Annotated in this window: 13 protein-coding genes; 1 reads left to right on the top strand and 12 read right to left on the bottom strand. The window is 64.0% G+C overall.

The features are described 5' to 3' along the window. Positions 1–22: 22 nt before the first annotated feature. From AAC640_RS02280 to AAC640_RS02240, 8 genes are all read right to left on the bottom strand, one after another. Positions 23–463 carry an Hpt domain-containing protein gene (locus AAC640_RS02280; RefSeq protein ID WP_340264458.1) on the bottom strand — a complete coding sequence of 147 codons (441 nt, stop codon included), beginning with the start codon at positions 461–463 and terminating at the stop codon, positions 23–25. Between the two features lie 272 nt (positions 464–735). After that, complete coding sequence (gene der, locus AAC640_RS02270) at positions 736–2,115, bottom strand: ribosome biogenesis GTPase Der (RefSeq protein ID WP_340264456.1); 1,380 nt, start codon at positions 2,113–2,115, stop codon at positions 736–738. Positions 2,116–2,233: 118 nt separating this feature from the next. Continuing rightward, entirely contained in the window at positions 2,234–3,583 is a 1,350-nt protein-coding gene (locus tag AAC640_RS02265; RefSeq protein ID WP_340264455.1) for a PQQ-like beta-propeller repeat protein, read from the bottom strand. 8 nt (positions 3,584–3,591) lie between these two features. Next, positions 3,592–4,290, bottom strand: a complete 699-nt coding sequence (locus tag AAC640_RS02260) for a tetratricopeptide repeat protein (protein ID WP_340264454.1) — start codon at positions 4,288–4,290, stop codon at positions 3,592–3,594. A gap of 73 nt (positions 4,291–4,363) precedes the next feature. Further along, on the bottom strand, positions 4,364–5,236 hold the full coding sequence (panB, locus tag AAC640_RS02255; RefSeq protein ID WP_340264453.1) for a 3-methyl-2-oxobutanoate hydroxymethyltransferase: 873 nt from the start codon (positions 5,234–5,236) through the stop codon (positions 4,364–4,366). A gap of 151 nt (positions 5,237–5,387) precedes the next feature. After that, on the bottom strand, positions 5,388–7,889 hold the full coding sequence (locus AAC640_RS02250) for a TonB-dependent receptor (protein ID WP_340264452.1): 2,502 nt from the start codon (positions 7,887–7,889) through the stop codon (positions 5,388–5,390). A 175-nt stretch (positions 7,890–8,064) separates the two neighbouring features. Next, entirely contained in the window at positions 8,065–8,256 is a 192-nt protein-coding gene (locus AAC640_RS02245) for a YezD family protein (RefSeq protein ID WP_340264451.1), read from the bottom strand. 96 nt (positions 8,257–8,352) lie between these two features. After that, complete coding sequence (locus tag AAC640_RS02240; protein ID WP_340264450.1) at positions 8,353–9,021, bottom strand: RBBP9/YdeN family alpha/beta hydrolase; 669 nt, start codon at positions 9,019–9,021, stop codon at positions 8,353–8,355. A gap of 209 nt (positions 9,022–9,230) precedes the next feature. On the opposite strand from AAC640_RS02240, the gene AAC640_RS02235 reads away from it, so the two are divergent. Beyond that, positions 9,231–9,662, top strand: coding sequence for an OsmC family protein (locus tag AAC640_RS02235; RefSeq protein ID WP_340264449.1), 432 nt, complete (start codon positions 9,231–9,233; stop codon positions 9,660–9,662). Here AAC640_RS02235 and AAC640_RS02230 read toward each other — a convergent pair. The 4 genes from AAC640_RS02230 to atpD form a co-directional block, all read right to left on the bottom strand. After that, positions 9,654–10,568: a DMT family transporter gene (locus AAC640_RS02230; RefSeq protein WP_340264871.1), complete on the bottom strand. Its 915-nt coding sequence runs from the start codon at positions 10,566–10,568 to the stop codon at positions 9,654–9,656. The two genes, AAC640_RS02235 and AAC640_RS02230, sit on opposite strands and share 9 nt — an antisense overlap. Before the next feature lie 110 nt (positions 10,569–10,678). After that, positions 10,679–12,205 (bottom strand): CpaF family protein, encoded by a 1,527-nt coding sequence (locus AAC640_RS02225; RefSeq protein ID WP_340264448.1) that lies wholly within the window; start codon positions 12,203–12,205, stop codon positions 10,679–10,681. A gap of 246 nt (positions 12,206–12,451) precedes the next feature. Then, positions 12,452–12,706, bottom strand: a complete 255-nt coding sequence (locus AAC640_RS02220; RefSeq protein ID WP_340264447.1) for an ATP synthase F1 subunit epsilon — start codon at positions 12,704–12,706, stop codon at positions 12,452–12,454. A 117-nt stretch (positions 12,707–12,823) separates the two neighbouring features. Next, positions 12,824–14,269 (bottom strand): F0F1 ATP synthase subunit beta, encoded by a 1,446-nt coding sequence (gene atpD / locus AAC640_RS02215; protein ID WP_340264446.1) that lies wholly within the window; start codon positions 14,267–14,269, stop codon positions 12,824–12,826. Positions 14,270–14,277 lie beyond the last annotated feature (8 nt).

The raw sequence follows: 14,277 nt of genomic DNA, 5'->3' as shown, positions 1-14,277 counted from the left end.
CAATACTTAAAATGCAAAAGGATCAGATGGCGCGCCCAAAGCCCTGCGGCCCCGCGTCGGTGCGCCGGCCGAAAGCCGCCGGACGCCGCGCCACCAGCGGGTTCGAATCCCGGTCCAGCATGGCCATCGTCTCGATGAAGCAGGGTCGCAGCCCGACCACGACCTCGATCAATTCTTCGGGTCCTTCATGCGTTTCCACGCACCGCCGCGCGACCATTTCGATCCGCTCCGCCATCTGGCTCAGCCGGTTCGCGCCAAACTGCGCCGATTCGCCCTTCAAGGTGTGCGCCGGCGTCACCAGCGCTACAGCGTTGCGCTCGCGCATCGCCTGCTCGATCTGGCTGATCGCCTTGTCGCCATCTTCCCGAAAATAGCCGAGAATCCGCAGGAACGCGCTGCCGAGTTCCGCCCGGGATTTGGCTAAGTCGTTCTGATTGACCAGTTCGGCCTCTTGATATGACACCCTTCGACACTCCCTAGTTCTGCCTGCACCATAGAAGGGTTGCGTAAACAGGGGGTTAAGCCGCGTCGTTCAAGGCGGGGCGGCTAAGAAGGAATCGATGTTCGCCAGCAGGACTGAACCGCCAGCCTTGCTGCCGCGCCAGTGCCTGCAGTTCACCCGGCGCGATCGGGTCGTCCGCTTCGACGATGACGGAGGCGGCGGTCCGCATTGCGCGTGCGGCCCGAAGGGCTGGCCAGGGGCATTTCATCCCCCGCGCGCCGACATGGATCGCATCATTTGCTGGCATAGGGATTTTTGGCACTGCGCAGCGTAAGGCGCACGGGGACCGCGCCGAAGCCCAGTTCCTTGCGGATCCCGTTGACGAGATAACGGCGATAGCTTTCCGGCAGTTCGTCGAGTCGGGTGCCGAACAGCACGAACGTCGGCGGGCGGGTCTTGTTCTGGGTGATATAGCGCAGCTTGATGCGCTTGCCGCCGGGGGCGGGGGGCGGGTTAGCCTCAAGCGCGCGCTCGAACCAGCGATTGAGGATACCGGTCGACACGCGCTGCGACCAGGCGGTGCGGGTTTCGAAAGCGACGCGGACCAGATCGTCCAGCCCTTTGCCCGTCGCGGCCGATACGGTCATGATGGGAACGCCGCGTATCTGGGCCAGACCGTCGGAGAGCGCCTGCTTGATCCCCTGATAGAGCGCCGACCCGTTGTCGACCGTGTCCCATTTGTTGAGCGCGATCACGAGGGCGCGCCCTTCCTCCAGCACCTTGTCGGCGATGCGCAGGTCCTGCGCCTCCAGCCCGCGCGTGGCGTCGAGCAGCAGCACCACGACTTCGGCGAAGTTCACAGCGTTCAGGCCATCCGACACGGCCAGCTTTTCGAGCTTGCCCTGCACCTTGGCGCGCTTGCGCATGCCGGCGGTGTCGATCAGACGAACGGCGCGTTCCTGGCCCTCTTCATCGCGCGGGTCGGTCCATTGCCAGTCGACCGCGATGCTGTCGCGGGTAATGCCGGCCTCGGGACCGGTGAGGAGGCGGTTTTCCCCGAGCAGCCGGTTGATGAGCGTCGATTTGCCGGCATTGGGGCGGCCGACGATGGCGAGCTTGAGCGGCGCTGATTCGAAGTCCGCCTCGGTCGGCTCCTGATCGGACTGATCCTCCTCTTCACGATCGATATAGGGGAGCAGCGCCTGGAACAGATCGGCCAGGCCCTGGCCGTGTTCGGCGGAAAACGGAATGGGGTCACCAAGGCCCAGGCTGAAGGCTTCCATTACGCCATCGTCGCCGGCCTTGCCCTCGGCTTTGTTGGCCATCAGCACGACGGGCGCATCGCCCTCGCGCAGCCATCGGGCAATTTCCTCGTCGAGAGGCGTGATGCCGGCGCGCGAGTCGATGACGAACAGGGCAACATCCGCATTTTCCACCGCCGCCTGGGTCTGGAGGCGCATCCGGCCGGGCAGGGTCTGCGGATCTTCATCCTCATAGCCGGCCGTGTCGATCACGGTGAAATCAACGCCCAGCAGGCTGGCCTGCCCCTCGCGCCGGTCGCGGGTGACGCCGGGCTGGTCGTCGACCAGCGCCAGCTTCTTGCCAACCAGGCGATTGAAAAGGGTGGACTTGCCGACATTGGGCCGCCCGACAATGGCAACTGTGGGCAGCATGATAATGACCCGTTCCTCTAAAAAACCGCTGCTCCGGAAAAGGGGAAAGCCCAGCGCCGATAAGGGAGCCGGACTCCTCCCTTCGCAGGAGCAGCCTTACCTAACATTATTCCAAGCGTCAGCGAAATGCCGTCAGCTTGCCGTCATCGGCAAGGATGTAGAGCATATTGTTCGCGACGACCGGCGAAAGCGACATCGACCGCTTCAAACGGACGTCCGTCTGAACCTGCCCCGTCGCGGGGTCGACATAGTTGAGATCGCCATGCGTGGAGACCAGGATCAGTCGGCCGCCGGCGAGCACCGGTCCCGTCCAGCGAATGGCGTTGACCTTCTTCTTTTCCTTTTCCCAGCGGCGCAGCTGGCTGATCCAGCGGATCTTGCCGGTGGCGCGGGACACGCAGAGCAGCTTGGCATCGCTGGTGACGACGAACACCCATTCCCCCGCGACCCACGGGGTCGAGATGCCGGCGATGTTGATTTCCCAGAGGCGCTGGCCGCTTACCAGCTCATAGGAGGCCATGCGGCCGCCCTGGCCGATCGCGAACACGCGACCACGATCGATAACGGGGTCTGCGTCAATGTCGGTGAGCGAGGCAACAGCCGTCGAGATGCTGGTGCGCGAAAGCGCATCGCCCCAGAGAGTCCGGCCATTTTCGTAGCGATAGGCGGTCAGTTCGCCCGAGCTGTAGCCGGCGATCACCGTCCCCTGAGCCGCGGCGGGCGCAGCGACGCCGAACACCCCGGTCACCTGGAGGGTGCCACTGTCGCTCCACTGCACTTCGCCATCGCCCTGGTTGAGGGCGAAGATCTGGTTGTCCTGACCCATGACGTAGACATGGCCGTTGGCGAGCGTCGGCGCCCCGCGCAGCGGTCCGCCGGGACGCTTCTTCCAAAGGATGGCGCCATTGGCGGCATTGAGCGCGGCGACATCGCCCACGCCGGTGCTGGCGTAGACCTTGTCGTCCACGATGCTGACACCGCCGCCGAAGAGGGCGCGACCGCTGCCTTCCGAAGGCAGCGAGGTCTGCCACAGCTTTGCGCCGCTGGTGGCGTCGAACGCCATGACATGGGCGCCCGCGTCGATCACGTAGAGCTTGCCATTGGCGATTACGGGCGAAGAGGCGAGCCGAGCGCGCGGCGTGCTGCCTTCGATCGAAGCTGTCCACACGCTTGCGGGGGAGGCGCCGAGCGCCAGATGACCCATCGCCTTGGACGGGTCGCCACCGGGCTGCGACCACTGGTCATTGGCATAGGGTTCGGGCAGAGAAACGGGCACGTCGGCAAGGGTCGGATCGACCTCCACGCCCTGCTCGTTGGTCAGGATCGAGACGCGATGGCCGACCACCGGAGTCTTGGGTCCACCTTTCTTGCCGCCGACGATGCCGCAGCCCGCCAGCAGCCCCACCATCGCTGCGACCGTCAGGACACGACGTGTGCCCGCAAATCTTGTCATGCTGTGCATCCCCATGGGTTTCATTATCCTTGGCCGGGGACGGCCGACGGTTCGACCGCATCTATCCCCAATAGGCCCGCCATCTGTCGCGCACGTGAACGGATCGATTGCGGTACGGTCTCATCCTTGGCCAGAGCGGCGAACATGGGTCCGGCCAGGTCGGGCTTGCGCATTTTCAGGTAGGCGATCGCCACCATTTCGCCGGTGCTGCCGAACCAGGGCGCCCCTTCGACGGCGAGCGGTTTCAGCCGGTCCACGACCTGCTGCGGCTTGAGGCCTTCAAATTCGAGCGCGGTCTGGCGGATCAGCGCCAGGTCGCGATAGGGTTGATCCAGCGCACTGTCCGCCGCCATCGCCTTGTAAGCGGCAATCGCGGCCTTGCTGTCACCCTGCCGCGCGGCAGTGCCGGCCTTGACCAGCAGCGCCCCGGCGCGGAAGCCTGGCTGGCTGGCCTTGGCAAGCGTGTCGAGTTCCCTGGCGTCGGGAGTGCCGCCGCCTATCGCGCTGGCGACCACCTTGTCCATCTGTTCGGAGACGGCTTCCGACTTCGTCCTGCTGTAATACTGCCAGTAGAGCGTCCCGCCGAACAGGGCGAGGCCGAGGATCACCGCGACGATGATCCAGCGGCCGAAGCGTTCCCAGAAGGTCAGCAACTGGTCCTGCCGGACGGCCTCGTCGACCTCGCGCATGAAGGCTTCGCTGTTTTGCGGCGTCAGGGCCACTTGGGTCTCCAGATTGCGTCAGAAAAAGCTCGCGGAAGGCGCGATCAATAGCGGCGGCGCGGCCACACGCAAATTACTTTTTGGGCCGGTACACCTGTTCTTCGGTCGGGAAGCTGCGGCTGCGGACTTCGGCCGCATAGCGACCGGCGGCATTCGAGATGGTCTCGGCGATATTCTCGTAGCGTTTGACGAAGCGCGGCGTGCGCTCGAACATGCCCAGCATGTCTTCCGCCACCAGCACCTGGCCATCGCAACGCGCCGATGCGCCGATGCCGATCACGGGGATGTCGAGACTGTCGGTGATGGCGATTGCCAGATCCTCCATCACGCCTTCCAGCACCACGGCGAAGGCGCCCGCCTGCGCCACCGCGCGGGCATCATCGATGATTTTGGCATGTTCTTCCTGACTCTTGCCGCGCGCTCCATAGCCGCCGAGCGCGTTCACCGCCTGGGGCGTGAGGCCGACATGCGCCATGACGGGGATGCCGCGACGGGTGAGGAACTGGATGGTGTCCGCCATGGCCTGGCCACCTTCCAGCTTGACCGCAGCGCATCCGGTTTCGGCCATTACCCGGCTGGCGCTGGCAAAGGCCTGGGCGGGGGAGGCTTCATAGCTGCCGAACGGCATGTCGACCAGCACGACGCTGTGATAGCTGCCGCGCACCACGGCGGCGCCATGGGCGATCATCATGTCGAGCGTGACCGGCAGGGTCGAGGGCAGCCCATAGATCACCTGGCCCAGCGAATCGCCCACCAGCAGCATGTCGCAATGCGGGTCGAGCAGTTGCGCCTGCCGCGCGGTGTAGGCGGTCAGCATCACCAGCGGTTCGGTGGTCTTCCCCTCCGCCTTGCGGCGCTGGATGGCGGGCACGGTGAGCCGCTTCATCGGCGCGGGCGTGGGGTTGGCGCGGCTGGTCGACGTGTCGAGCGTGAAGGTCGTGGACATGAAAAGGGCTGTACCCCAGCGGGGTCGCGGGCGCAAATTGGCCGCCGGTCCGGTTTCGCGGAAGGGGATGTAATGAAGGAAATCGCGAATTGAAAAAGAACGGGAGCGGCTGGCCTGAGCCGCTCCCGCAGGGGTGAACATCGTTACGACATCAGAACGAGAATTTGATCGTCCCGCCCCAGGTCCGCGGATCGCCGGGCGTGCCGGCGATCAGGCCGGTGTTGCCGGGCGCGACCTGCAGATTGTCGATATAGTTGACGTCGAAGGCGTTGCGGACCCAGCCGAACACATCGAAGCCATCACCCCGGAAACCGGCGCGGAAGTTGGTGAGGGCATAGCCCTTCACTTCCGTGTAGATGGACGGCGTGGCGTTGGAGTTCCAGTGCGAACGATAATTGCCGTCCACGCCCAGATAGGCCTGGCCTTCCTTGTTCAGCAGCGTGACCGGAATGTTATATTCCGCGCCGTAGGAGAAGGCCCATTTCGACACGCCGGGCAGATCCTGGCCGGAGATGTCGACAAATGGCGGGCTAACCGAGTTGGGGGTTCCAGCAGCGCCGATCGCGCCCGTGTATGCGCATTTGTCGGTCTGAGATACGACAATCCCGGTGCTCGACCCGCCGCTCAGTTCCGGCGGCGGCGGCGCGTTGCAGAATTTCACATATTTGGCGTCGGTATAGGCGCCGTTGGCATAAGCGGTGAAACGGTCGCTGGCGACAACCTTGAAATCGGCCTCGATCCCCTGCGACCGCACCTTGTCGGCGTTCGCGAGATAGCCGCGCGTCGTGCCAAACTGGCCACCATTGACCGTCGCCTGGAAATCCTTGATCTCGGTCCGGAACGCGGTGAGGTTGAAGGTCGCGCGGCGATTCCAGAACTGGGTCTTGAGGCCCGCCTCGAAATGGTTGACCGATTCCGGTTTCACCGTGCCGGCTGCGTAATTGACCGTGTTATCGGAGTTGAGCGGCAAGCCATTCTGGTTGATGCCCAGCGTCTTGAAGCTCTTGGCATAGGTCGCATAGACAAGGATGTCAGGCGCGATCTTGTAATTGACATTGAAGTCGTAGGTGAAGTTCCAGGCGCTGTCGGAGGGCGCGCTCAACTGCGGTTGATAGATGCCGCACTGCGCCGCCAAGACAGGCTGCGTGGTGGAGCTTGGCGCAGGCGTGCAGCTGATGACCTGGCCTTGGCCGTTGGTCACCACGCGCTGGTAGAAGCCCGATTTCTTGTCGTAGTTGAGGCGCGCGCCGGGCTGAATGGTCAGCGCATCCGTGACCTTCCAGCTCAACTGGCCGAACAGCGCCGCGCTCTCGCTCTTCAGCCATTGCGTGTTGGCTGCGGTCAGACCGGCCAGGGTCGCGGGATTGTTCGCGACATTGGTGGGATTGGTCGATGGCGTCAGGTTCCACTTGCTCGCCGCAGCGCCCTGCTGCTCGGTGCCCTGGGTATCGATCCGCTGCTTGAAGCCGAACAGGCCGACAACGAAGTCGATCTTCTGGCCGGAGTAATTATAGCGGAATTCCTGGCTATACTGGTCCTGCTGCGAGGGGTTCTGCGACTTGGACACGATCGGCAGGCCAGTGAAGTCGCGGTCGTTGGCCGGCTTCCAGTCCCAGAAGCGCCATGCGGTGACCGACGTCAGCGTGCCAGAGCCGAGGTTCCAGACCGCCTTGGCCGACACGCCGCCGATCTTGTTGCCAGCGTTCAATTCGCTGTCGAGATCGGTCAGCCGGTCATAGGGATTGCGGCTGGGGACGACATAGCCCTGCGCTGCGGCCAGTGCGTCATACTGGCGATTGGGCGGGCGCTGGGTTGTGCCGACGCGCACGAAGACGGTGCCGCAGCATTCGGGATCCTGCCTGCTGTAGTCGCCCGACAGGGTAAGGCTGAAATTGTCATTGGGCTTGAACAGCAACTGGGCGCGAAGGCCCAGATTGTCCTGTTCATTGATCCAGCGCCGGGTCGTCACATTGTAGATCGTGCCGCGCCGGCTGGTCGTGGCGACCGCAATGCGGGCGGCCAGCGTGTCGGAAAGAGGGCCGGAGACGGCGGCTTTCGCCTGCTTGTAGTTCAGATTGCCGGCGGTCAGTTCGGCGCGGCCCTCGAAATCGAAGGTCGGCTGGTTGGTCGTGATGTTGATCGCGCCCGCCGTGGTGTTCTTGCCGTAGAGCGTGCCCTGCGGCCCACGCAGCACTTCGACCTGATTGACGTCGAGGAAATCGAAGGTCGCGGCAGCGACGCGCGAATTATAGACATCGTCGACATAGATACCGACGCCCTGTTCGAACCCGTCGCTGGTCAGGCCGAACGGCACGCCAAGGCCCCGGATGTTGACCGAGGTGTTGCGCGGATTGGTCGTGTAGACCTGCAACGTGGGCGCAAGCTGCTGGAGCTTGACGACGTTGAAGTTGCCGGTCGCCTCGATGCTGTCGCCCTTAATGACGGAAATCGCCAGCGGCACTTCCTGCGCGGTTTCGGCGCGGCGCCGGGCGGTGACGATGATGACCTCGGCACGCGGGCTGGTCTGATCGGCTGCGTCGGTGTCGGCGGCGGCGGTGTCGGCCACAGGTGCGGGCACGTCCTTGGCATGAGCGCTGGACGCGATGATGGATGTGCTCGCCACGCCGGCGAGCAACAGGATACGCGCAATCATGATAATTCCCCTTCCGGAGGTCCGGTGAATGTTGATCGCGACTTTTCCGGTTCGTCCGGTGAAAGCCGATGGTCTGGGAATGGTGTCGGGCAGCTGGCGGCCCACCCCCCGCCGCCTGGTCGTCACCGCCTGCCCCGGCGGCTTATGCTTGCAACTTCCGTCTTGCCCTCTGGCGTCAGGCGCCCAGGCGGGTCTTTTCCGTAACGTCGATCTGCACGACGCGGGCGTCGTGCACGGTCAAGGTGATCGAACCGAAACGCAGCGCCTCCAGGACGCCGCGGACCTTGTCGATGCTGACCGCAATATCGTGGCGAAGGCCGTCTGCGCGGCCATTGTGCGCGAATTCGATCGGTCGATTATCACTCATAAGCACCTCTTGGCCCCGCTTTTATCTCAACTTATATGATAGACAAAAAAGCAAAAATTGGGGGCGCGCAAGTTTGCCTTGTCGCGCCCCTCGTGGTCAGCCGATCAGGCGCAGCGCTTCGAGCCTGCGTTCATTCTGCGCGAGGGGGATGGCTGGCCGCATCTGGCTCATGACCGAAGCCTGGTCATGGGCGTTGTCGATCAGCCGCTCCAGCAATGCCTGGCCAAATCCCCATTCGTCCAGCCCCGAGTCCGCATTGATATGGCCGCTGAAACCCGCGTCGACAAAGCCGCTGCCCCAGTTTTTCGCCATGCTGTGGGCGCGTTCGAAGAAGATATAGGGGTCGTTGCGGCTGGCCACGACAATGGAGGGGAAGGGCAGTTGCCCGCGTGGCGTGGGGCCGAACCCGCCGATCGTTTCCGGCGTTTCCATCCGGTCGCAATCGGGCGGCGCCACCAGCAGGGCGCCGGTCACGGGCCAGCCATAGGCCTGGCTTTGCAGCGCCCCCCACCAGGCGACGGCCAGGCAGCCAAGGCTGTGCGCGGCCAGGACGATGGGTCCGTTCGCTTCCCGGATGGCGGCATCAAGGCGCGTGACCCAACTGTTCCGGCTGGGGCGGGCCCAGCTTCCCAGATCGACGCGCTGGCAATCGCCGCGCTTTTGTTCCCACAGCGTCTGCCAATGGCCCGCTCCGCTGTTGTTGAGACCCGGTATCGTGAGCACGAGGGGTTGGCGCGCATCCTCCAGATGTCCGAATCGCTTCATGATCAGATCCTCGTCATTGTCCCAGCACCAGTATAATTCTATGGTAATGGTAGACAATGGACGAGCGCCCAAATGTGTCAAAATCTAGGCAGCCGGATCAGGAAATAACATTGCCCCTGGGCGGTTGCGATTGTGGTGAAATTGGCGCCAGGATCATGCAACCGCGAACCCCGGCCAGGGGTTCTTCGCGCGCGCAGAAGGAGGACGACATGAAGATCAATCGCAGTGGTTCGGCGGTATGGAGCGGCGGCCTGAAGGACGGCAAGGGCGCTGTGTCGACGCAGAGTGGCGCCCTGGACGCGCAGCCCTATGGCTTTGCCATGCGGTTCGAGGGGGTGCCGGGAACGAACCCGGAAGAATTGATTGCCGCTGCCCATGCATCCTGCTTTACCATGGCGCTGTCGCTCATCCTGGGCGAGGCGGGTCTCACTGCCGAGAAGATGGAAACCAATGCCGTCGTCACCCTGGAACAGCAGGATGGCGGCTTCGCGATCACCGCGAGCAAGCTGACGCTGCGGGCGCAGATTCCCGGCGCCACGGACGAGCAGTTTCAGGAACTGGCGGCGAAAGCGAAGGCGAACTGCCCGGTTTCGAAGCTGCTCAATGCCGAGATCAGCCTCGATGCCCAGTTGCTAGGCTGAGGAGGCCGCCGTCAATTGCCTGGCGCGGGCATGCTCGCGCCAGGCGATATAGAGGCCGCTGGCGGTGATGGTGGCGGCGCCGATCCATGTCGTCGCCATCGGCCAGACGCCCCAGAGCGCCCAGCCGAGGAGGGCGGTCCACAGCACGGTGCTGTAGTCCATCGGCAGCACGAGCGAGACCGGCCCCCAGCGCAAGGCGGCGGTCAGGCAGAGCTGGGCGATGCCGCCAAAGACGCCGATCAGCAGCAGCAGCCCCCAGGTGGCCGCGTCATGCGCCTGGCCGAAGAAGAGCATCGCGACCCCAAGCGGCGGCACCGAAAGCAGCGTGAACCAGAAGACGATCACGCCCGCATTTTCGGTGCGTCCCAGTTCGCGCAGAACCAGGCTGACGCTGGCGGTGACGAGCGCGGCGGCTACGGCGACCGCGACGCCGACCGGCGGAAAGTGGCTGCTGTCGGGGCGGATCATGATGAGCACGCCCACAAAGCCGAGCACGACGGCGCTCCAGCGGTGGATGCCCGTGGGTTCCCGCAGGATCAGCGCGGACAGGATGGTTCCGAAGATCGGCATGGTGAAGCCGATCACGGCGGCTTCCGCCGGCGGCAGCAGGATGTAGGAGAGAAAGTTGAGCGTCATGCCGGTAAGGCCCAGCACGGTGCGGCGCGCGTGGATGCCGATCCGGTTTGTGCGGATCGACCCCACGCCCCCCGTCGTTGCGATCCAGGCGAAGACGATCGGCAGCGCCAACGCCTGACGGTAAAACAGCGATTCCACGACATGGACGCCGCGGCTGTCGGCAAGCCGGACCGTCACGAACATCACCGACAGGCAGAGGACGGCGATGAGCCGCAGGCCAATGGCGAGCAAAGGACGATGCGGACGAGAAGGGGAGGCAGAGGACACGATGCCCCCTTAGGGGCTAAGCGGACAGCATTGAAGCGTGGATATGGGCGCGGGAACGGGGGAGCCGCGTTCCGCCATGTCGAGGCCGTCCCGCATGGCGGATATTCCGGGCCTTAGAGGCAGGCTTCAAGAAAGGGCTGGTCGAACCCGAATTGCCGCGCCTTGTCCAGCGTGTAGGGACGCAGACCCATGGAGCGATATTCGCCCACGATCTTGCCGCTTTCGTCTTCGTCATGATATTCGAACTTGAACAGTTCCTGGGTGACGATGACGTCGCCTTCCATGCCGATGACTTCGGTCAGGTTGGTGACCCGGCGCGAACCGTCGCGCAGGCGCTTGACCTGGACGATCAGATCGACCGAGTCGGCGATCTGCTTGGAAATGGCTTCCTTGGGGATCTTGATGTCGCCCATCAGAATCATGTTTTCCATACGGCCCAGGCATTCGCGCGGGCTGTTGGAGTGAAGCGTGCACATGGAGCCGTCATGGCCCGTGTTCATCGCCGCCAGCAGATCGAAACATTCCGCGCCACGGATTTCGCCCAGGATGATGCGGTCGGGACGCATACGCAGGGCGTTCTTGACGAGGTCGCCGATGGTGATCGCGCCTTGACCTTCCAAATTTGGCGGGCGGGTTTCGAGCGGCAGCCAGTGCGGCTGCTGCAATCGCAGTTCTGCCGCGTCCTCGATGGTCAGCACGCGTTCGCCGGGGTCGATCATCTTCGACAGGGCATTGAGCATGGTCGTCTTGCCCGAGCCCGTGCCGCCTGAAATCACGATGTTGAACCGGCAGGCGCCCGCGATCTTGAGTGCGGTACACATCTTCTGGCTCATCGCGCCCCATTGGGCGAGATTGTCGAGCGTGATCGGCTTGGCCGAAAATTTACGAATGGAAATGGCCGTGCCCCGCAGCGAGAGCGGCGGCACGATGACGTTGACGCGGCTGCCGTCGGGCAGGCGGGCGTCGGCCAGCGGCGTCGTCTGATCGACGCGGCGACCGACCTTGTTGACGATGCGCTGGGCGATCTGGAACAGATGCTCCTCGTCGCGGAACTTGATCGGCGCGACCTGCAGCTTGCCCTTTTTTTCGATATAGGTCTGGTCAGGACCGTTCACCATGATGTCGCTGACATCCGGGTCGGCAAGCAGTTCCTCGAGCGGCCCCAGACCCAGCAGTTCGTCGACGAGCACCTTTTCCAGCGCGAACTGTTCGCGCCGATTGAGGGTGAACTTCAGTTCCGCCAGCACTTCCATGATGATCGGCCGGAATTCCTCGGCCAGTTCATCCTTGCTGAGCGTTGCGGCCGCCTCAGGGTCGACGCGCTCCAGCAGGCGGGGAAGAACCTGTTCCTTGATCTTGTGGACCGACGCTTCGAAACCCTGCGGGCCGGCGTCGGGCAGATGTTCGGCATTGGCGCGGTCGGACAGACGCTGCATCGCGTCACTGTTGCGCTGAAGCTGGCTGGTGGGCGCGGACAGCGGATCGACAGCGCTGTCGGCCGGCAATGGCACGATGTCGAGCGGCGGGAACTGGTCGCCCCCGCGTGTTTCCTCACGGGGCGCGCCGCCCTGCATCGGCCGGGCCACGCCAAAGCCTGGCTTGATGCCGGCAGGTCCATTCTTCCTTCCAAACGCGCTCATGATTCTCCGCCGGAATGTCCCGATCGGCCCAGCCAATCACAAAGAGGCCGATCAAAAATGGCTGAAAATGGTGAATAGGGCGGAAACTTTGATAAAAGGCTAACGGGGCGGGGGCTGCCGGAGCGGCTGCGCGCAGAAGACAGGGGCGGATTTGACGTCGAAGGAACAACAGAAAAGGGCCAGGCAAGGCCCGGCCCTTTTTTGAAATGTTCAGATCGGCGCCTGTAGCGCCGTCAGGGCGCTGGCTCAGCCGGCATGCTCGGCGAGTACGGTCAGGCCCTTTTCATTGACTTCGGCAAAGCCGCCCCGGACGGGAATGACTTCGGGCGCCGCGCCCGCGCTGCTGAAGATCTGGATCGCGCCGTCGCGGACGGTCGACATGAAGGGCGCGTGCCCTTCGAGCACGCCGAAGTCGCCATCGGTGCCGGGAACGACCACCTGATAGACCTCTTCGGAGCGGACCAGCTTTTCCGGGGTCACGAGTTCGAAATGCAGTGCCATTTTCTCTTACTCCCCCCTCCCTTGAGGGAGGGGTTGGGGAAGGGATATTCGGGGGAGACGGCCTGACAGGCCTTCCCCCGGGCCCCTCCCGCAGGCAGGAGGGGAATTGCTCGTCGCTTAGGCGGCTTCGGCAGCCAGCTTCTTCGCCTTTTCGACAGCTTCGTCGATGCCGCCGACCATGTAGAAGGCGTTTTCGGGCAGATGGTCATATTCGCCTTCGACCACGGCCTTGAACGACTTCACCGTGTCCTCGATCTGGACGAACTTGCCCGAGATGCCGGTGAAGACTTCGGCGACGTGGAAGGGTTGCGACAGGAACTTCTGGATCTTGCGGGCGCGGGCGACGGTCAGCTTGTCCTCTTCGGACAGTTCGTCCATGCCCAGGATCGCGATGATGTCCTGCAGCGACTTGTACTTCTGCAGGATCGACTGCACCGCGCGGGCGGTGTCATAATGTTCCTGGCCAACGGTGCGGGGCTCCAGCACGCGGCTGGTGGAGTCGAGCGGATCGACCGCCGGGTAGATGCCCAGCTCCGAAATGGCGCGGTTGAGAACGGTCGTGGCGTCCAGGTGCGCGAACGAGGTCGCCGGTGCCGGGTCGGTCAAGTCGTCCGCCGGGACGTACACGGCCTGCACCGAAGTGATCGAACCCTTGTTGGTCGAGGTGATGCGTTCCTGCAGCGCGCCCATGTCGGTGGCGAGGGTCGGCTGGTAGCCCACGGCCGAAGGAATACGGCCGAGCAGAGCCGACACTTCCGCGCCCGCCTGGGTGAAGCGGAAGATGTTGTCGACGAAGAAGAGCACGTCCTGATTTTCGACGTCGCGGAAATATTCCGCGATGGTCAGGCCCGACAGGGCGACACGGGCGCGGGCGCCCGGCGGCTCGTTCATCTGGCCATAGACGAGCGCGACCTTGGAGCCTTCGCTGATCGCGTTGCCGTCGGCGTCCTTGGCGATAACGCCGGCGTCGAGGAATTCGTGATAGAGGTCGTTGCCCTCGCGGGTGCGCTCACCCACGCCCGCGAACACGGAGGTGCCGCCATGGCCCTTTGCGATGTTGTTGATCAGTTCCTGGATCAGCACGGTCTTGCCGACGCCCGCGCCGCCGAACAGGCCGATCTTGCCGCCCTTCGCGTAGGGGGCGAGAAGGTCGATGACCTTGATGCCGGTGACCAGGATCGAGCTTTCGGTCGACTGGTCGACAAACTCGGGAGCCTTGGCGTGGATCGGGGCGGAGAGGGTGGTGGCGACCGGACCGCGCTCGTCGATCGGTTCGCCGACGACGTTCAGGATGCGGCCGAGCGTCGCCGGGCCAACCGGAACGCGGATCTGCGCGCCGGTGTCGGTCACTTCCTGACCGCGGGTCAGGCCATCGGTCGAGTCCATCGCGATGGTGCGGACGGTGTTCTCACCCAGATGCTGGGCGACTTCCAGAACCAGGCGCTGGCCGTTGTTGCTGGTTTCCAGCGCCGAGAGGATGAACGGGACCGCATCGGGGAAGGTCACGTCGACGACAGCGCCGATGACCTGCGAGATGCGGCCTACATTGTTGGTGGTTGCCATGACTGCTT

Origin of the sequence: Sphingobium mellinum, from assembly GCF_037860795.1 — a bacterium.
Taxonomy (GTDB): Bacteria; Pseudomonadota; Alphaproteobacteria; order Sphingomonadales; family Sphingomonadaceae; genus Sphingobium; species Sphingobium mellinum.
This window is presented reverse-complemented; position numbering and strand designations above follow the sequence as displayed.

What these genes read in the sequence shown, in the direction of transcription:
- AAC640_RS02220 (WP_340264447.1), bottom strand. Translation starts at nt 12,706, where the DNA reads ATGGCACTGCATTTCGAACTCGTGACCCCGGAAAAGCTGGTCCGCTCC.
- AAC640_RS02240 (WP_340264450.1), bottom strand. Translation starts at nt 9,021, where the DNA reads ATGAAGCGATTCGGACATCTGGAGGATGCGCGCCAACCCCTCGTGCTC.
- AAC640_RS02250 (WP_340264452.1), bottom strand. Translation starts at nt 7,889, where the DNA reads ATGATTGCGCGTATCCTGTTGCTCGCCGGCGTGGCGAGCACATCCATC.
- atpD (WP_340264446.1), bottom strand. Translation starts at nt 14,269, where the DNA reads ATGGCAACCACCAACAATGTAGGCCGCATCTCGCAGGTCATCGGCGCT.
- der (WP_340264456.1), bottom strand. Translation starts at nt 2,115, where the DNA reads ATGCTGCCCACAGTTGCCATTGTCGGGCGGCCCAATGTCGGCAAGTCC.
- AAC640_RS02265 (WP_340264455.1), bottom strand. Translation starts at nt 3,583, where the DNA reads ATGGGGATGCACAGCATGACAAGATTTGCGGGCACACGTCGTGTCCTG.
- AAC640_RS02245 (WP_340264451.1), bottom strand. Translation starts at nt 8,256, where the DNA reads ATGAGTGATAATCGACCGATCGAATTCGCGCACAATGGCCGCGCAGAC.
- AAC640_RS02225 (WP_340264448.1), bottom strand. Translation starts at nt 12,205, where the DNA reads ATGAGCGCGTTTGGAAGGAAGAATGGACCTGCCGGCATCAAGCCAGGC.
- AAC640_RS02235 (WP_340264449.1), top strand. Translation starts at nt 9,231, where the DNA reads ATGAAGATCAATCGCAGTGGTTCGGCGGTATGGAGCGGCGGCCTGAAG.
- panB (WP_340264453.1), bottom strand. Translation starts at nt 5,236, where the DNA reads ATGTCCACGACCTTCACGCTCGACACGTCGACCAGCCGCGCCAACCCC.